General features: G+C 40.2%; 15 protein-coding genes and 1 pseudogene. 6 read left to right on the top strand and 10 right to left on the bottom strand.

The annotated features are described in order from the left end of the window. Positions 1–243 precede the first annotated feature (243 nt). From nudC to mnmC2, 3 genes are all read left to right on the top strand, one after another. Entirely contained in the window at positions 244–1,041 is a 798-nt protein-coding gene (gene nudC / locus ACYIAR_RS08295; RefSeq protein ID WP_480333411.1) for an NAD(+) diphosphatase, read from the top strand. Between the two features lie 267 nt (positions 1,042–1,308). Then, a complete protein-coding gene (locus ACYIAR_RS08290) occupies positions 1,309–3,402 on the top strand; it encodes a S9 family peptidase (protein ID WP_480333409.1) in 2,094 nt (697 codons plus the stop codon). Positions 3,403–3,742: 340 nt separating this feature from the next. Further along, entirely contained in the window at positions 3,743–4,408 is a 666-nt protein-coding gene (gene mnmC2, locus ACYIAR_RS08285) for a tRNA (5-methylaminomethyl-2-thiouridine)(34)-methyltransferase MnmC2 (RefSeq protein WP_480333407.1), read from the top strand. 90 nt (positions 4,409–4,498) lie between these two features. Here mnmC2 and trxA read toward each other — a convergent pair whose 3' ends face one another. The 6 genes and pseudogenes from trxA to ACYIAR_RS08255 form a co-directional block, all read right to left on the bottom strand. Beyond that, positions 4,499–4,816 carry a thioredoxin gene (gene trxA / locus ACYIAR_RS08280; protein ID WP_480333405.1) on the bottom strand — a complete coding sequence of 106 codons (318 nt, stop codon included), beginning with the start codon at positions 4,814–4,816 and terminating at the stop codon, positions 4,499–4,501. Between the two features lie 325 nt (positions 4,817–5,141). Beyond that, positions 5,142–8,942, bottom strand: a complete 3,801-nt coding sequence (gene dnaE / locus ACYIAR_RS08275) for a DNA polymerase III subunit alpha (RefSeq protein WP_480333403.1) — start codon at positions 8,940–8,942, stop codon at positions 5,142–5,144. 35 nt (positions 8,943–8,977) lie between these two features. Further along, positions 8,978–10,540, bottom strand: a pseudogene (locus ACYIAR_RS08270) (M81 family metallopeptidase). A 92-nt stretch (positions 10,541–10,632) separates the two neighbouring features. After that, positions 10,633–10,929, bottom strand: coding sequence for a chaperone modulator CbpM (locus ACYIAR_RS08265; RefSeq protein ID WP_480333401.1), 297 nt, complete (start codon positions 10,927–10,929; stop codon positions 10,633–10,635). A 14-nt stretch (positions 10,930–10,943) separates the two neighbouring features. Next, positions 10,944–11,873 (bottom strand): DnaJ C-terminal domain-containing protein, encoded by a 930-nt coding sequence (locus ACYIAR_RS08260; protein ID WP_480333399.1) that lies wholly within the window; start codon positions 11,871–11,873, stop codon positions 10,944–10,946. 189 nt (positions 11,874–12,062) lie between these two features. Next, positions 12,063–12,491, bottom strand: a complete 429-nt coding sequence (locus ACYIAR_RS08255) for an Hsp20/alpha crystallin family protein (RefSeq protein WP_480333397.1) — start codon at positions 12,489–12,491, stop codon at positions 12,063–12,065. Positions 12,492–12,823: 332 nt separating this feature from the next. On the opposite strand from ACYIAR_RS08255, the gene ACYIAR_RS08250 reads away from it, so the two are divergent. From ACYIAR_RS08250 to ACYIAR_RS08240, 3 genes are read left to right on the top strand one after another with little or no spacing between them, the layout of a single operon-like run. Then, a complete protein-coding gene (locus ACYIAR_RS08250; RefSeq protein ID WP_480333395.1) occupies positions 12,824–13,816 on the top strand; it encodes an agmatine deiminase family protein in 993 nt (330 codons plus the stop codon). A 17-nt stretch (positions 13,817–13,833) separates the two neighbouring features. Beyond that, the gene (locus ACYIAR_RS08245; RefSeq protein WP_480333392.1) at positions 13,834–14,304 is read left to right on the top strand and encodes a 5' nucleotidase, NT5C type; all 471 of its coding nucleotides are present in this window, start codon (positions 13,834–13,836) and stop codon (positions 14,302–14,304) included. A gap of 42 nt (positions 14,305–14,346) precedes the next feature. Next, the gene (locus tag ACYIAR_RS08240; RefSeq protein WP_480333390.1) at positions 14,347–15,060 is read left to right on the top strand and encodes an RING finger protein; all 714 of its coding nucleotides are present in this window, start codon (positions 14,347–14,349) and stop codon (positions 15,058–15,060) included. Here the strand turns inward: ACYIAR_RS08240 and ACYIAR_RS08235 are convergent. The 4 genes from ACYIAR_RS08235 to ACYIAR_RS08220 form a co-directional block, all read right to left on the bottom strand. After that, positions 15,005–15,913, bottom strand: coding sequence for an AraC family transcriptional regulator (locus ACYIAR_RS08235; RefSeq protein WP_480333388.1), 909 nt, complete (start codon positions 15,911–15,913; stop codon positions 15,005–15,007). The two genes, ACYIAR_RS08240 and ACYIAR_RS08235, sit on opposite strands and share 56 nt — an antisense overlap. A gap of 82 nt (positions 15,914–15,995) precedes the next feature. Continuing rightward, positions 15,996–17,426, bottom strand: coding sequence for an MFS transporter (locus tag ACYIAR_RS08230; RefSeq protein WP_480333386.1), 1,431 nt, complete (start codon positions 17,424–17,426; stop codon positions 15,996–15,998). A 54-nt stretch (positions 17,427–17,480) separates the two neighbouring features. Continuing rightward, on the bottom strand, positions 17,481–18,137 hold the full coding sequence (locus ACYIAR_RS08225) for a bifunctional 4-hydroxy-2-oxoglutarate aldolase/2-dehydro-3-deoxy-phosphogluconate aldolase (RefSeq protein WP_480333384.1): 657 nt from the start codon (positions 18,135–18,137) through the stop codon (positions 17,481–17,483). Positions 18,138–18,368: 231 nt separating this feature from the next. Beyond that, positions 18,369–19,463: an ISAs1 family transposase gene (locus tag ACYIAR_RS08220; RefSeq protein ID WP_480329149.1), complete on the bottom strand. Its 1,095-nt coding sequence runs from the start codon at positions 19,461–19,463 to the stop codon at positions 18,369–18,371. Between the last annotated feature and the right edge of the window lie 205 nt (positions 19,464–19,668).

Genomic DNA, 19,668 nt, shown 5'->3' with positions numbered 1-19,668 from the left:
TCGTGATATATGTCCGATACTATAAACTAATTCAGTATAAAGCTGGACCATTTCCGAATAATAACGTTTTTTTTACGTGTATTATACTCTTTCATAACATTCTTATTAGGTCAAATTTTTTAATCCAAGACAGTGAACACTTTTTTGTATATACCAATGAAGTATATTAAAATTAGTGTAAACGGTGATACTTATAATTAAAATCAGTTATATTTGTTACCTTGTTCCCTAAACAATAAATCTATGTGTGTTGAATTGTGTTATTGGTTTCTTTTTGACAAAGATAAATTGCTGTTAAGGAAGGAGGGGGATAGGTATTCTGTCCCTTTTTCTGCTGATTCTCCAATGAAGGTGGATCATTCGCTATGCGTGCCTTTTGCTGACGGGACGGAGGCTAAGGCGGCATCGGTGGATTCGTCGGATTTTATGGATGAGGGGTATGAGTGGATAGGTTTGCGTGCATCGTGGAATGTGCTTACAACTGCTGAGTATAAGATGGCAGGGAAGGCTTTTCAGATGGTGCATTGGGACAGGAACAGCCGTTTCTGTCCGGCGTGCGGAAGACCTATGGTGCAGAATACGGTGATGAGTAAATATTGTTCCAATTGCAAACAGGAGGTTTATCCTCGTATTTCGCCGGCGATTATTGTTCTGATTCGCAGGGGGGAGGAGATTCTGCTTGTTCATGCGCGTAATTTCAAGGGGTCGTTTTATGGGCTTGTTGCCGGTTTCCTGGAGGTTGGCGAGACTCTGGAGGAATGTGTACGACGTGAGGTGCGCGAGGAAACGGGGTTGGAGATTGAGAATATTCAGTATTTCGACAGTCAGCCGTGGCCTTATCCGAGCGGGATTATGATTGGTTTTTTTGCTGATTATAAGTCCGGGGAGATCAGGCTTCAGGATGATGAGCTTTCGGCGGGTCGCTTCTTTACTATTGATAATCTTCCGGAGTTGCCTCAGAAGTTGAGTATTGCGAGGAGGATGATTGAGAGGTGGAGGGGGATGAGAATTGAAGGGGTTAACTTAAAAACTCAAAAATAAGGCAGAATGCCTTGTACAAATCCGGAGAAATCTGGATTTGATAGCCCAGGGCGTGAGCCCTGGGTTGGGAGGTACCACCCCACCAAACAAAACCCTGAAGGGGGTGACATAATAGGATTATATTTTTCGCTCCTTCAGAGCTTAAATAAATATAGGGAAATCATAGTCCCCAGGGCTCACACCCTGGGCTATAAGAAGGCTTACAGCCTTTTTTCTCAAAAACTAACAAACTCAAAAACTAACAAACTTATAAACTCAAAAATCTATATGAAAAAAATCATTTTATCCTGCTGCATCGCAGCATTGACATCCTGGACTCAGGCTGATGCCCAGGTAACGAAATCGGATTATATGCGGTCGGATTCTATATTGAATATTGAACGTAAGGTGTATTGCTCCGGAGTTGTTGCTCCCGGATGGCTTGAGGATTCTCAGTTTTTCTATTATAAGAATAAGGAGAAGGATGGTACTTTCTATTATCTGGTGAATGCCAAGACCGGCAAGAAGGAGAAGGCTGAGAGCAAGGAAGGTCTTGCCAAGTATCTTACAGGTAAGAATGCAAAGCTGAAAGATGCTTTGACGAAGGAGCATAAGCCTAGGAGATGGTGGAAGCCGGACAGCATTGTGGTGTCGCCGGACAGCACTATGGAGGCTTATATTTTTGAGAATAATCTGTATGTGAGAAAGAGAAATAATCCGGATGAGATTATCCTGAAGACTACTGACGGGGGTAAGGACTATTATGACAAATGGATTTTGTGGTCGCCTGACTCAAAGAAGCTTGCTACGCTGAGGGTGGATGCTGTGAAGGAAAGACGTATTCCTTTGCTGGAATCGAGACCTTCTACTCAGTTGCAGCCTATACTGCAATGGAGGGATTATGCTAAGCCGGGGGATTCGCTTTCTATTTCTTTGCCGGTGCTTTTCGATTTGGAGACTCGTAAGCAGGTGCCGCTTGAGACTGATTTATATAAGAACCAGTTCAATTTGTATCTGACCGGTTGGAGAAAGGATGGAAGGGGCTTTACTTTTGAATTCAACCAGCGTGGTCACCAGCGTTATATTGTGGGTGAGGTGAATGCTGAGACTGGCAAGATTACTCATCTTGTTGACGAAAAGGTGCCTACTTTCTTCTATTATAATGTGCGCTATCGCCATGACCTGAAGGATGGCAAGGAGATGCTGTGGATTTCGGAACGTGACGGATGGAGACATATTTATCTGATGGGCAGCAATGGCGAGGTTATCCGCCAGATTACGAAAGGTGAATGGGTGGTCAGAACTGTTGACTTCGTGGATGAGAAGAAGGGTGTGATTTATTTCAATGCTTCGGGATTCAACAAGGATGAGGATCCTTATCATTTGCATTATTGCCGTATAAATATGGATGGTACGGGATTCAAGGATCTTACTCCGGAGAATGCTAACCATCAGGTGACTCCTTCGGCTGACAGAACTTATTTTGTGGATGCTTATTCACGGGCTGATATGCCTTATACTTCTGTGGTGCGCCGTGCTTCGGACGGTAAGGTTATTGCTCAGCTGGAAAAGAGTGATATCAGTGAGTTGTATGCTGAGGGATGGAAGATGCCGGAGGTGTTCCATGCTAAGGGACGTGACGGAAAGACTGATATTTGGGGTAAGATTATCCGTCCGACTACTTTTGACGAGTCGAAGTCATATCCTATTGTGGAGATGATTTATGCCGGTCCGCATGATTCGCATGTGGAGAAGTATTTCAAGGCTACGGATCATCTTTGCTCTAAGCTTGCTGAACTTGGATTTATTGTAGTGAAGATTGACGGTATGGGTACGGCTAACCGCTCTAAGGCTTTCCATGATGTTTGCTGGAAGAATCTGAAGGATGCCGGTTTCCCTGACAGAATTGCGTGGATTAAGGCTGCTGCCGAGAAGTATCCTTATATGGATATTAACCGGGTGGGTATCTATGGATGGTCGGCAGGTGGACAGAATGCTATGGCGGCTTTGCTTTTCCATAATGATTTCTATAAGGTGGCTGTGGCTTTGTGTGGTTGCCATGATAACCGTATGGATAAGATATGGTGGAATGAACAGTGGATGGGTTATCCGATAGATAAGTCATACAGTGAGTCTTCGAATGTGGACAATGCATGGCGTTTGAAGGGTAAGCTGTTGCTTATCAACGGTGAGCTGGATGATAATGTTGACCCGGCTTCTACTTTGCAGGTGGTGAGTGAGTTGATGAAGGCTAATAAGAATTTTGAACAGTTGTATTTGCCGGGTAAGACTCATAGCCTTGGTGGCCCGTTTGAACTGCATAAGATGCATGATTTCTTTGTGGAGAATTTGATGGGGTGTGAGGCTCCGGAGTGGGAGTGAGGATTTAAGGAGTTATGAAGTCAAGTAGTTAAGAAGGTGTAGAATATTGGCTGAAGGCCTTAAATTATATAGCACAGGGCAACGCCCTGTGTTTCAAAGCATATACCATACAGTAAGCCCTGGAAGGACGGAACTGAGTGAAGTTATGCCATTTCAGGGCGTATTTGGTATGTAACGGTCAAAAACGTAGGGCGTTGCCCTACGCTGTAAAATTAAAGGCTTTCAGCCAAGGTGTCGCACCTTCAGAGCTCCTTTCTATTTTTGCAATACCTTCAACAGAGTTTCTGTAGCCTTGTTACCTCGTCAACTTAAAAACTCAAAAACTAAAAAACTAAAATCTATGTCTCGAGAATTACAAATAACTGCTGACGGGTCGCATACCCTCTTTATTCCGGAGATGAATGAACATTATCATTCGGTGAATGGGGCGGCTCAGGAGTCGATGCATATTTTTATTAATGCGGGTTTGCGCTCGTTGGATAAACCGGTGGTGAGGATAATGGAGGTTGGTTTCGGTACCGGTCTGAATGCTTTGCTGTCGTTGCGTGAATCGCTTGAAACTGGAAGGAAGATTGAATATTATTCTGCTGAGCTGTATCCGCTGGGTGATGATATTGTGTCGAAGCTCAATTATGGTGAGCTGCTATGGAGTGAGGGAGCACATTTTTTCAAGGAGTTACATTCGGCTCCGTGGAATGAGTGTGTGGATATTACGGATTTATTCACTCTGTGTAAGATTGAGGGGGATATTGCGAAGTGTGATATTCCGGAGAATATTGATCTTATATATTTTGATGCTTTTGCTCCGGAGAAACAACCGGAAATGTGGAATGAGGAGATTTACAGACGGCTTGCTTCGCATACGAATGATGGTGGGGTGATTGTAACCTATTGTGCCAAAGGTGATGTGAGGCGAGGTATGCAGGCTGCGGGGTTCAAGATGGAGCGTTTGCCTGGTCCTCCGGGAAAGAGGCATATTCTGAGAGGGGTACTTTCGCGTGAGTGATGGGATTTTATATAAAAAGACAGAGACACAGAAATTATAGAGGAGAACCTCTTTGTTATCTGTGTCTCTGTTTTTTATAGACTTTGATTGTTATTTCAACAAAGCTTCGATTTTTTCAACGAATTTGTCTTTGCTTGTTGCGCCAACGATTTTATCCACAACTTTTCCATCCTTGAAGAAAAGGATTGTTGGGATGTTGCGGACACCGAACTGTCCTACTACATCGTCGTTGTTGTCAACGTCCATTTTGCCGATTGTTACTCGACCTTCATATTCCTGAGCCAATTCGTCGATGATTGGAGATACCATTCTACATGGACCGCACCATTCTGCCCAGAAATCCAAAACCATTGGTTTGCCTGAGTTAACCAATTCGTTGAAGTTTGCGTCTGTGATTTGTAATGCCATATTTTTAAGTTTTTGAGTTTATTAGTTTTTGAGTTTTTAAGTTTTTAAGTTTTTAAGTTTTTAAGTTTACGAGTTTACAAGTTGACAAGGTTTCAGACATAAGAATAACTCCTTGACTTCCGTTCTAACGGATTTGCAATCCGTTGGTTACTTTAACCGTGGATTTGTAATCCACATCATTTTTCACGGGATTACAAATCCCGATATTATAACCATTGGATTGCAAATCCAATGGAACGGAAAAACTACTTGACTCCTTAACTTCTCAACATCTTCATCTATATTCCAGAACAAAAATAACAAAACTTTGTTCATGAGCCAATGCTTAGGCGTTAATTTTAAAATCTAACGTATCGCTTTCAGAGAGATAATCAATAAGTTCGCGGGTGACGTTGACCTTGATTTTCTGAGAAAACATATTCAGGGAAACGTTGTGCTCGCCATCGACTACTCTGAAATAGAGCAGACTGTTGCCCGGATGTGTTTTTATCATTGTTGAAAGTTCATTTATAGTCGGTTCGTCCAGACTGTGGATTGGAACGGTTATATAAATGTTTTCAATCATTTTGTCTTTTTCGTCCTGCAATAATTTTATTGACTTTATCTGGAAGTCGAGGATGTCTTTGTTGTATGGGCGGGGTTCCATTTTCCCGCTTATAAGCAGATACATTCCTTCTCGCCCGTATTTTGCATAGTCGATATAGTTCTGACCGAATAGGGCTATTTCGCCGCTTCCTGTGAAGTCGTCCACTTTGAGGATTCCATATGGTTTTCCGGTCTTTGTCATACCTTCACGGAAACCGGAAACTATGCCGCCGGCAAGGACTTCGCGACCGGTGAGGCTTTCTTTTTCGTTGAATTCTGCCATTCCTGTGTTGCAGACATAATTAAGTACTATGCGGTATTCATCCAGCGGATGGGCTGAAAGATAGATGCCGACAAGTTCTTTCTCCTTGTTGAGCTTTTCGATTGTGCTCCAAGGTTCTGCCACTGGGATTTGGGGTTTGGCTATTGCAACGAAATTGTCGTCGCCAAACAGGGAATTTGTGGCTGTTGACTTATCTGTCTGATATTTGTTTCCGTATCTTACAAGGATGTCGATGAACTGTTCTCCTTTTCCTGTTTCGGCAAAGAACTGTTCGCGCTGGATTCCCATATTGTCGAATGCTCCGGCAAGGGCAAGAGATTCGATGTTCTTCTTGTTGCAGGAGGAGAGGTTTACTCTTTCAACAAAGTCGAATATGTCTTTGTAGGCTCCGTTCTTGTTACGTTCGGCAATTATGTTTTCGACGGCACTTTCACCAACACCTTTGATTGCGCCAAGACCGAAACGGATGTTTTTCTTTTTGTTTACACTGAACTTCAGTATTGATTCGTTTACATCCGGACCAAGAACCATTATTCCCATGGAGCGACATTCGTCCATGAACTTTGTGATATCGGATATGTTGGACAAGCTTCGGCTGAGTACGGCTGCCATATATTCCGACGGGTAGTTTGCTTTCAGATATGCTGTCTGGTAGGCTACCCATGAATAGCAAGTCGCGTGACTCTTGTTGAAAGCGTATGAGGCGAACTTTTCCCAGTCTGCCCAAATCTTGTTGAGTGTCTTTTCGTCGTAGCCGTTGGCGCCTCCGCCTTTCATGAATTTTTCCTTCAAGGCGTTCATCTTGTCGATAAGCTTCTTACCCATTGCCTTACGCAAGGCGTCACTTTCACCACGGGTGAAGTTTGCAAGCAAACGGGACAGAAGCATGACCTGCTCCTGATATACGGTGATGCCGTAGGTATCTTTCAGGTAACGTTCCATTACCGGAATATCATACTTGATTTCTTCATCGCCATGTTTACGCTTGATGAACGACGGGATATAATCCATAGGTCCCGGACGATAAAGGGCGTTCATGGCAATAAGGTCCTCGAACTTTGACGGCTGGAGTTCGCGAAGATATTTTTGCATGCCGGCGGACTCGAACTGGAACGTACCGGTTGTTCGTCCGTCGCAATATAGTTTGTATGTTTTTTCGTCTTCAAGACTGATATGGTCAATATCAAGGTTTTCACCTGTGGTGAGCCTGATATTTTCGACTGCTTCCTTGATGATGGACAATGTTTTCAGACCAAGGAAGTCCATTTTGATAAGTCCGGTTTCTTCGATTACTGAACCTTCATATTGGGTAACAAGCATTTCCTCGCCAGTATCCTTGTCTTTGGCGGTACTGACGGGAACTACATCTGATATGTCGTATCGTCCGATGATGACACCGCAGGCGTGAACACCTGTGTTGCGCACGTTGCCTTCCAACATCTGGGCATACTTCAGGGTGTCGCGGGCAAGTGGGTCGCTGCCTGTCGCTGCGGCTTTCAGTTCGGGTACGTATTCGATGGCATCCTTTAGCTTGAACTTTTTCATATCCGGAATTTTATCCGGAACAAGTTTTGCCAGTCTGTTGGATTCGGCAAGCGGCAGTTTCTGTACGCGTGCTACGTCCTTGATTGCAGACTTGGTTGCCATTGTACCGTATGTGATGATATGAGCTACACGTTCGGCTCCGTATTTCTCAGTTACCCAGCGGAGAACTTCGCCACGACCATCGTCATCGAAGTCGGTATCGATATCGGGAAGTGAGATACGGTCCGGGTTAAGGAAACGCTCGAACAGCAAGTCATATTTTATGGGGTCAATCTTTGTTATACCAAGGCAATATGCTACAGCCGAACCTGCGGCTGAACCACGGCCCGGACCAACGGAAACGCCCAGCTCTTCGCGTGCTGCCTTGATGAAGTCCTGCACGATAAGGAAGTAGCCAGGGAAACCCATTGTCTTCATGATGTGGAGCTCGAAGTTGAGTCGTTCCTTTACTTCGTCGCTCAACACTTCGCCGTAGAGAGGTTTTGCTCCTTCGTAGGTAATCTTTGCAAGATAGTCGGCTTCTAGTTTGATACGGTAGAGTTTGTCGTAGCCTCCGAGTTTCTTTATCTTGTCGTTTGCTGCTTCTTCACTGAGGACAACATTTCCGTTTTCATCACGGGTGAATTCGTCGAACAGGTCTTTTTCGGTGAATTTCTTTCTGTATTCCTCTTCTGTGCCGAAATCTTCAGGGATGGCGAAGGTTGGCATGATAGGACCACTGTCGATAGAATAGAAGCTTACCTTGTCAGCAATCTCAAGGGTGTTGCTGAGGGCTTCCGGCAGGTCGTGAAATACCTGATTCATCTCGGCAGTTGTTTTCATCCATTCCTGTTTGGTGTAGCGCATGCGGGTTGGGTCGTTGAGGTCTTTGCCTGTGCTGAGGCAGATGAGTCGGTCGTGCGCGTCGGCATCTTCCTCGTTGGTGAAATGCACGTCGTTTGTGGCGATGATTTTCACCTGATGCTTGCGGGCAAGTTCCACTATGACCTTGTTTACTTCTACCTGATGCTGATATGTGCTCTGTTCGGCATCTGGACGGTGAGTCTCGTGACGCTGAAGTTCCAGATAATAGTCTTCACCGAAAATACTTTTGAACCAAAGAATAGTTTCTTCGGCAGCTTTGATATTTCCTGCCATAATCTTCTGTGGTACTTCACCACCGAGACATGCCGAGCATACGATAAGGTCTTCGTGGTATTTCTCCAGAAGTTCCTTGTCGATACGTGGGCGGCCATAGAACCCCTCGGTCCATGAGAGGGAAACCATTTTTATGAGGTTGTGATAACCTTTAAGACTTTTAGCAAGAACGATGAGGTGCCATCCACTTCGGTCTTCTTTGTTTTCCTTGTTGTGACGACCGTTGCGGGCACAATAGCATTCACAGCCGATAATCGGTTTGAACAGGTCTTTTTCCGTATCGGACAGCTTTTTGAGAAGTTCTTCCTTTTGGTTCCGTTCTTCATCTGTCAGTTCATCTTTTCCGTCGAAAGCTTTGAGCTCTTTACGTATGTCTTTAATAGCTCCCTGTATCTTTCCGTTTTTCTTATTTACCTTGTTGAAAAACTCCTTGATACCAAACATATTGCCGTGGTCGGTAACGGCTATTGCGCGCATTCCGTCCTTATATGCTTTCTCTATCAGGGCATCAATTGATGCCTGACCGTCAAGGAGGGAATATTGCGTATGAACGTGTAGATGAATGAACGGTTCCATATTTAGGTGATTGAAATTTGGATGCAAAGATACATTTATCTCCCATAAAAATGTTTAGCCGATGGAATGAATATTACATTCAGTTCCGGCTCTGGCATGTCCGGATCTAGAGGATACATCGGGCGGACAATATTCTTATATGGGAGTTTCTTGAAATCCTGATCCACGCCTCCACGGGTTTGTGCCATAACCCAATCAGCTTTCATATTATACCATTGGTTGACAAGATAACCTTGTTTTACCATTACGATGTCCATTTTTGAAGGATCAATTCCAGAGTCTTTGAGATTAGGAGTAGGGGATGAGGTTCCTACCACAACATAAATACTGCCAGACTGAATTATAGCAATGTTCCGTCCTCGTCCATAAGGTGATTTTTTATCGCTTTTCTCTGACTCAGGGCTTACGTATCTTACAATACCTGAAAGCTTTACAGGAGGCTCGTATGAATTGTCGGTCATTGCTCCTACATAACCTTCAACTGTTGCACCGATACCGGCTTTTCGGGCAGTTTCAACCAATTCTTCACCAGGAATAGAACAGTATAGCAATGTTTTTCCATTGGGTGATTTGAATTCTGGACGTTTCAGAACTCTTGCCAATGTCTAGGTTACTTCACCTGAACCTCCGCCACCAGGATTGTCGCCCATATCACTTATGAAAAATGGTTTCTTATTGCTGGCAATTGCAAGGTCGAGACTTTCCTCTAAAGAATATCCTGGAGCTTCGAGAGAGAACTGTTTGCGTACGTCCCAGAATTTTTGAGCCATACGTTTTGCTCCTTTTTCAACTTGTTCTTTGTCGTCTCCATAAACCATAACAACGCCTTGGTTGCGAGGATTGTCTCCCCATACGTATCCAATCCATATACCTGCATCGATGACTCCGGGCATTGCTTCAACTTCTGGAACCATTGCGTAAAGGGATTTGGCTGGTTCTACACGGGTGCTGGTCCATTCTCCTGAAAGAAGAACTGGAACAGGAACCCATGCTTTATAAGCCGGTCGTCCTTTTCCTGAAGAAAGTCTTTCGAGTAGATTGGCAACACCACGACGGTGTGATTCGCGAGCATCATCGTGAGGTGCTTTGCGATATGTTGTTATAAGGTCGGAGTTGAGGGCTACGAGCCATGAAACATTACCATGAAGATCCATTGTTGTTGTTACCATGGCATCGTTTCCTATAAGACTACGTACTTTTTCCATGAATTCACCTTCAGGGTCTGCAACTCCTTCAACACTGCATGCACCGTGGTTGTAGAACCAAAATGCATCATAAGGCATATTTGCTTTTATTATTTCAAGAGTCTTGTTGACAAATTCATCGTATGACTCTTTTGTCACAGGACCTCGACCTCCTCCACGTCCTATTAGTGCAGGAAGCCAGGTTGCTGCTTTTCCCATTGCAGAATCAGGGCTCAGGTAATCTGGCATATTAACTTCGTGTCCGACTAATGACTGTCTGTTAGGCATGAACACACTGTTTTCAATTTGTATGCCGGCAATTCCTATGCGAGGTTTACTCTTTTGTGCAGAAATATTATCTGCAATAGTTAACAAAGACAGGCATACGCTTAATAGCATGAAGACTCTTTTCATAATAATTACAGTTTTATTTTTGGAGTAGTTTTGTATTAGACTATCACTTTCAAAGGTAAACATTTGTGATGTCAGTACAAAATATCACTCCTTCAATAATCATCCTCATACAATCTCAGTCTGGAACGTAAATGCCTTATTTCGTCCTGCATTGACTCTATTCTCATCAGCAAATTGTGGATGGCATCAATTCCTTCCATATTTATTGACAGGTCGTAATACATACGGCTGTAGCGCTCGATATCCGGCAATTGTACGAATGGCAGACACGGCTCGTCGTCTTTCAGGACAATTTCTATCAGTCCGTTGTCATTAAGCATTTCAATGAAGGACTGCTCTATATGACATTTGTCGCAATATTCTCTTACGACTATAAATTCATTCTGCATATAATTGTCATATTTTAGTTCATACTCTGTATTTTACGGAACATTTCTTTCTGCTGTTCTGTCAGGTTTGTCGGCAACTTTACGTTGTAGGTGACAATCAGGTCGCCGAATGTTCCTTCTTTCTTGTAAACAGGGAAACCTTTTCCTTTAAGTCTGACTTTTGTGCCGTTCTGTGTTCCGGCATTTACCTTAAGTTTGACTTTTCCGTCAATAGTGTTTACAACCTGTTCTCCACCCAATAAGGCTGTGTAGAGGTCGACGTTGACGTCGAGGTACAAATCGTCGCCAAGCCTTTTGAACTGAGGGTCGTCTTCTATGACAAAAGTTATATACAAATCTCCTGCGGGACCACCGTTCACTCCAGGTGCTCCATAACCGTTCAGTTTTATAACCTGTCCGTTGCTTACACCAGCCGGAATGGTTATTCTTAATTGTTTGTCCCCGACAGTTATTACCTGTTTGTGGGTCTGATAAGCATCGCGTAATGAGAGGTTCAGTTCGGCTTTGTAGTCCTGGCCTCGGAATCCTCTGTTGCTTTTGCGTGAATGTTGACCAAACAATTCCTCAAAGAAATCAGAAAAACCGCCCATGTGGCTTCCTGAAAACTGCTGACCATCGGAAGAAAACCAATATGTGGTGTTTCCGTCTTTATCAAAACTTGAACCTGAATGTCCGAATCCTCCGTATCCTGCGTTCTTTTGTGCTTCAAACTCGTCTGCATGCTTCCAGTTTTCTCCGTAGTCGTCGTATTTCTTTCTCTTTTCAGGGTCGGACAATACTTCGTTGGCTTCGTTGATTGCTTGGAAACGTTCTTGAGCGGCAGGGTCGTTCGGGTTCAAGTCAGGATGATACTTGTGGGCCAGTTTTCGATAGGCTTTCTTGATATCCTCTTGAGAAGCGTTCTTGTCAACACCAAGAATTTTGTAGTAGTCAATATAAGCCATAATATTTATTTTTTAATAGTTGACAAGGTAACGAGTTGACAAGGGAATAAAGTATAAAGCATTGTATCCGGAACCTTGTCTAATGTGTTTATAAACAAACACCCCAGTAAGGTTTTGCCCTACCGAGGTGTACAAATTTATTCATTCCTATCCAACATCAAAACGATTACTTGCAATAATAATCAAGGATTAGTGAATTTCTATCACCTTGTTTTCCTTGACTTCATCTTTAAGTTCTTTTTTAGGCAAATCAATTGTTAATATACCGTTGTTGACAGATGCATTGATATGATCTTTTTCAACATCATCAGGCAAGACCAAAGTTTGCTGGAACTTAGTGTAAGAAAATTCACGACGCAAATATTTTTTGTTGTCGTTGTTTTCTTCGTTTTTCTTTTCCATTGTGATTACAAGCTCGTTGTCTGTAGTCAAATGAACATTGAAATCGTCTTTGCTCATACCTGGAGCGGCAACTTCAACCTTATATTCTTTATCACTCTCGATGACATTAACAGCAGGAGAAGTTGTATTAACCTTTAATGTCCAATCATTGTCAAAAAAATCATTAAAGATACTTGGTAACCAGTTCTGATTGTAATTTCTTCTAATCGGCATCATAGTTGTAACCTCCTATTTATTAATTAGTTTATTTATTTTCTTTTTCTAGTGCCCTCGCTTTCGCGATTCCACTAGATATATTACAAACTATGTGCCAAGTGTAAATATGTCAGTATTTATGCTGCATTATTAACTGTTGTTTTACAATCAGGGACTGATTTTAAACTTATGAAAACATTGTGGTTGACAAAATGTCAAAAGGAGGGAGACAAGTTGTCGGGTTTACTGAATTAAGATTAAAAGTATGGGGATGCCATATGTTCAGTTTTGCATTTTTGAGTAAGAATGCAAGATTGTAGAGGCATTACTTTTGTCTAAAATGTTTGAAATTTATGGATAGAGAATTATTAAATGACAGTTCTGCTCTGATTCGGAAAGTATCATACGCTGGTAGAAAGGAGGTAGAAAATATGCTGCTAAGAGAATTAACAGATGAGGAGATAAAGTATTATTTAGAACAAAACAAAAGAGCTTTGGAAAAGCTGAAGGCATTAAAAGAGTTATATCCTATTGTTACAGACGAGAAAGCGGATTATGTATATTTCTCTAAAGATATAATTTATTATCAGTGCTGGAAGTATTTAAAACCTTTGCTTGAGAAGAAAAATATCAATTATAGTTTTATTCATAATACCAAAGATTTATGGGTTAGAGATTTTATGCCTATTCAGATTTATGACGGTAAATACATACAATTTGTTTTTAATCCGGATTATCTTCAAGATACAAAGGAATATATGACTAATCCTGAAGATTGTACTAAAAATTTGGATTGTAAGATAATTAACTGTGATATTATTTTAGATGGAGGTAATGTAATAAAATGTGATGATTGTGTTATCGTTACAGATAAAGTTGTGAAGGATAATAGTGTTTATTCTCCTTTTAAACTTAAGAGAAAACTTGAGCGATTTTTTGAAACTGAGGTAATAATTATTCCAAGGGATGAAAATGAAGAATGTGGACATGCTGACGGTATGCTGCGTTATATTGGAAATAACAGGATTTTACTTAATCATTATCTGGATTTTGATGTTGCTCTGAGGAATAGAATTATTGACTCATTGAATGGGCGGTTTGAAATAGAAGAGCTTTATTTTCATACGGATAAACATTTGTCGACCAGTTGGGCATATTTGAATTATTTGCAGGTAGGAAATGTGTTGTTTGTTCCTGTATTTAATAATAAACTGGATGATATTGCATTGAAACAATTAGAAGATAAAACGGGTAAAGAAGTTTATCCAGTTTTCAGTAAAAGTACCGTTAAAATTGGTGGTGGCCTTAACTGCTTGTCGTGGACGGTAAAAAGAGAATTTGTTTAAATTAAAACTTTGATATTATGGGAAATAACAAACAAGGAATAATTTATATTGATATGGATAATGTTCTGGTTGATTTTCAGTCGGGAATAGATATGCTTAGTGAAGAAGAAAAAATATTATATAATGGTAGATATGATGAGGCACCGGGTATTTTTGCTAAAATGAAACCTATGAAGGATGCTGTAACTTCGTTTGATATATTGGCAGAATATTATGATGTTTATATACTTTCAACCGCTCCTTGGAATAATCCTTCGGCATGGTCTGATAAACTTGTTTGGGTAAAGAAATATTTGGGAGATAAGGCTTATAAGAGATTGATATTGTCGCATCATAAAAATCTTAATATTGGAGATTATCTGATAGATGACCGCATTGTAAATGGTGCATCTTCTTTTAAAGGTGAATTGATAGTTTTTGGGTCTGAGAAGTTCCCTGACTGGAAATCTGTATTAAGATATATTCTTTATAAAAAAAATCTATCTTAGTTGATGAAAATATATAACGTAAACTATAATTATAATACTCGTATGGAAAACTTAAAAGAGATTCTGGACATTAGTAAGTTTATCGGTTTAAGTGAAGAAAGTATCGCGAAACGATTTGCTGTAATTGCAGATATTTTGTTTAATAACTATTGTATTGTAAAAAGTGGTATAACTTATGAATTCCAGGAAATAGAATTTTATCTTTATTGTGAGGGTCATTATGATATTATTACTTATCCTAGAAGTGCTGATTCTGGTGATTGGTATTTTCATTCAAGCGGATTAGATTTATGTTTTAATTCTAGTCCTAAACCTAATCATAATTCTTATTCTGATAAAGATAATAATCCTTTATTATATGGTGGTATTTTGATTCGATCTTTGAAAAAGATAATAAATGGAAAAGACGAATATATAACAGGACCACTTAAATGCTGTTATGAGCTTTTTGATAAGTTTTCAGCTATAGAAAAACAAGTGAAGCAATATCCGTATATTGAAAAAAGGGAAAATAGAAATCATATTGTGCCGGTATCTTCAGCCAGATATTTGAATTTTAAAGATAAAAGCAAGAAATTCAAAGAACTGAATGGTAGATCAAAAATGGCAAATATAGATTATGGTGATTTTGAAAAATTTATGGCAAAACCTTATCGATTTACAGTGGATTTTGACCCTGAAGCTCTTGAAGATAAATTTCTTAAGTCTTATCTTGGGAAATGTGAGCGTGTAATAAAGGGAGCCAAATCTCTGTGATTAAATCTTTTTTAGAGGTATTCTTTGGAGAGTTAAGGTATTTCTCCAATATTGGAGTATTTCCCAGCTCAAAGTCTATGGAGCATAATATAGAATCATAAAACTTATCCAATTTATTGTAGTCTCCTTTATGAGTAAATACTGCATATTTGCCATAAGGGAGATTCATTGATTTTATTTCTTCTGTAACAGGTATTTTTACAATTTTATCATTGTCAACTGATAATGCAGCGTAAAAACGGCATTTATCTTCTTCGGTGATATCGGTATCATCAAAGGCTATGCCCCAATATTCGTTATTATTTATAATATTATTCTTATATGCAAATAATTCTAATTTATCCCAGCTTTTTTCTTCAAATTGCGAGAAAGAGGTTAGTTTATAATCTCCTGTGAAAGATAAATAAATGACTTTTGTTTCTTTTAAGTATTCTATACGATAAGGTAATTTATTAGGTGAGTATGATTTTATTTTATTTTGAAGATATACCTTCTTTTGGGTAGGAGACATATGATAAAGCTTTTTGAATTCGTTATTGAATGCAGGTGTATTGGCATAGCCTATCATATCTGATATTTCAGTTATGTTCATATTTCCCTCTTTGAGTAGAGATTGAGCATATTCCAGTCTTAGTCTATTTTTATATGAGCCTAGAGTTTCATTTACATAGGATTGAAACATAATTTGTAAATTACGTTTTGACATATGTGCAATGTTTGCCAGACAATCTATAGAGGTCGCATCTTTAAATTCCTTGTCTCTACCTGTCCAATCTAAAGTTATTATATGGTCCAGATATGTTAGGACAGAAATAATTTGTCCTTTATAATTCTCATATTTTAGATTGTCCATAATAATTATGCAAAAAATTTTATAGAAAAGAGTAATGAAATATACTATTGACATTTCATTACTCTTATTATAATGATATTTATTATTGTATAATCTTATATCTAGGTACCAAAGTCTTCATTATAACCCATCCAATAAGGTAGGAAACAGAACAGATACAGAAAATAAGGAAATATCCAGCTGGCTTACCTATGAATCCCATGAATTCCATTTGAACTTTGTCTGCATATACAAATAACCATCCGGCAAAAGCTTGCATAAGCATTGAGCTTAGGCCACCTGCCATACCTCCAATTCCTGTAACTGTAGCTACCGCACGTTTTGGAAACATATCGCTAACAGTTGTATATACATTCGCAGACCATGATTGATGTGCAGCACATCCCAAACCTATAAGGATTACAGGGAACCATGGTGAAACAGTGCCTAATGGTTGTGCGAAAAGAACAACGATTGGAACGAATGCAAACATGAGCATAGCTTTCATACGTGCTTCGTACGGATTTGAACCGCTTCTGTTGATAAGGATTGTCGGGAGTTTACCTCCGTAAATGGAAAGCATTGTTATGGCATACATGGTAAATATCAAGGCCATACCAAGTGGGTCTGATGTTTTTATTCCAAACTGAGTGTTCAGGTATGAAGGTGTCCAGAACAGGAAGAACCACCATACATGGTCTGTACAGAACTTACCCATAATGAAAGCCCAAGCCTGTTTGTATTTGAAGCATTGCCATATAGAAATAGATTCCTCTTTCTCTTCATTCTCTTTTTTAATAAGATCAGCTTCCAGTAATTTATCTTGTTCGATATATTCAAGTTCTGCTGCATTTACATATTTGCTTTCACGAGGAGGTTTGTACATAAACACCCAGAATCCCATCCAGACAAAACCAAGAACACCGATTACAATGAATGCTATTTCCCATCCCCAGTGTTTTGCAAGTAATGGTATTGAAAGTGGTGCTATGAGTGCTCCAATTGAAGCTCCTGCATTGAAAATGGATGTAGCGAATGCTCTGTCTCGCTTAGGAAAATATTCGGCTGTTACTTTAACGGCTGCCGGGAAGTATCCGGATTCACCGATTGCCAGAACACATCTTGCTGCTAGGAAGAAATACATACTGATTGTTGCTATCAGAACTGCCATATCTCCTGTTGCGGCAATAAGCTGATATTTGTCATCCAGTCCGACACACATTTCTGTAGCTATGCCACAGAATGCATGCATACATGCTCCGGCTGACCATACGCCTATTGAAAGAAGATATCCTTTTTTAGTTCCCATCCAGTCCACAACTCTACCTGCAAATAACATGCAGATGGCATAGACGATGGAGAAGGTTGCTGTTATGGCTCCATAGTGTGCCTCATTCCAATGGAACTCCGGCTTTATGAATTCGTCCCAAGTAAGGGATAGAACTTGTCGATCCAGATAGTTTATTGTCAGTGCAATAAACATCATTATACAGATAGTCCATCTGTAGTTGGTCATTTTTGTTGTGGTTGACATAGTATATTTTAAGTTTATAAGTTCTTGAGTTTATAAGTTCTTGAGTTTATAAGTTTATGAGTTTTGGGCTTTCTTGATTACTTCCAGACATTTCCTGCATAAGTCTGTGATATATTCCCAATCGTTTCCTGCAATTTTATCAGCAGGGAATAATTTTGAACCCATTCCCACACAAGTTACTCCTGATTTGAACCATGCTGTAAGGTTTTCTTCTGTTGGCTCAACTGCGCCTGTTGCCATTATCATGCTCCATGGCATTGGTGCGAGGACATTCTTCACGAATGATGGTCCGCCAACGTTTCCGGCAGGGAATATTTTTACCAAGTCGCAGCCAAGTTCTTGCGACATGCCAATTTCTGTAACAGACCCGCATCCTGGAGTATATGGAACCAGTCGTCTGTTACAAAGTTTTGCAACGTCAGGATTGAGATACGGACCAACTATGAAATCTGCTCCATATTGTATAAATAGAGCAGCAGTTGGTGCATCTGTAATAGAACCTACGCCGAGAATCATTTCCGGACATTCCTGACGTACGTATTTAACCAGTGAAGCGAATACTTCTATAGCAAAGTCTCCTCTGTTTGTAAATTCAAAAACTCTTACGCCACCATCATAGCAGGCTTTTACTACATTTTTGGCTATATCTATATTCTTATTGAAAAACACAGGAACCATTCCTGTTTCAGGGCAACCGCACCAAAATTCCATTCAAAATATGTTTTGCAACAGGTTTGTTAAAATAGTTCTGAAAAAAATGTGTTATTTGGGAAATAAAGCGGATATTGCGGATAGCAAAACCTTAACTATGAAAAACAACCTTAGCGATTGGATTTTTTACGTGTCGATTTTACAACCAAAGTCTTTCGACTATGATTCGTAAGATCTTATGAGAGGTCTCTTATAAAAAGAGGCCTCTTTTTTATGATTCAGATCATCCGGTCAGAACTGCAATAACTTTTTTAAATAGTTAATATCCAAAGCTGCCTTGTAAAGTCTTTTTTTAAGGCTTAACTTATCCTTTTGTTCAGAGATGATATGTAAAGCCACTTTTCTAATCACTGACAGGTTTTGTGATGAATATCCTTTCCTCGCTCTGCAATCATCCTCTTTAAAAGTAACGTCCAAATGCCAATGCAGTTGGTTCTCAATACTCCAGTGTCCTCTTATTATTTTTTGAAAGTAAGACGCACTTAATCCTTGCTCGTCACTGATATAATATCTGGTTTCAAGAGCCGTTTTCCCGTTCATCTCCCTACTTGATTCCATTTTTACAATCGTCCCTAGTCCTTTCCAAGATTGAATGGTTTCCGGAAGCAGATATTCCATGGCTGGAAGAATGCTGCATTTCCTGACTTCTATCCTTCCATGGTCTTTTTCCACAGTCGTATCCGAATCAAGGCCGCCGTGTACTTTAAAAGCACATTCAATATCCTCATATAGAGACTTCTGATTACCTTTTACCGACAATAGATAATGCCCCTTCTTTTCAAGTATCAAGTCTACAACCTCACGTTGCGTTCCCATAGCGTCTATGGATATAACTGCATCCTCAATATCTATGGCTGACAACACTTCGGGAATGGCTGTTATCTCATTGGACTTGTCTTCCACTTTTTTCTGATATATACAGAATTCGTTCTCGCTTACCCAGGCATTCAAAATGTACAGACCTTTATTCCCGCGAGAGGTCGGCGATGTCCCACTTTGCTTCTTCCCGTCTATAACAATCTGTTTTTCTGATAAATCCGACAGGATTGACTTCCCATAACTACAAAGACAATGTTCTAATTCGGTTGGGTCTATGCGTTGAAACACACGCTCAAACGTATCTTTTGAAGGTACACCGTGAGGAAGTGAAAGCATATCCTTAAGTTTTTCTCCACGTTCCAAGGTAAACAGACGCATATCCTCATAATCTGTTCCGCCTGTCAGGTAAGTACACAAACCTATCATTAATATGTCTGACAACAAATGTAGACAACGACCTGTTACACGAGGATCGGTAACTTCTGAAAAATACTTGGATGGATTCATTTCACTGCAAATTTATCATTTCTATTTCTGTTTCGGTTTGCCGCTGCAAATCTAAGGTGAGGCACAGATAAACACTTCACTGATGATTACAAATTTTGATGCGGTTGCCCTGTTCCTGTTTCAATAACTGTATGCAAAAACTGAACTTTATTAAACTTTGACATATGATTTTCGTATTAAATTGGTTCGTTAACAGTGATAAACT

This window comes from Parabacteroides sp. KHUB-01 (assembly GCF_056640935.1).
The sequence above is the reverse complement of the archived record's forward strand: the minus strand, read 5'-3'. Positions and strand labels throughout refer to the sequence as shown.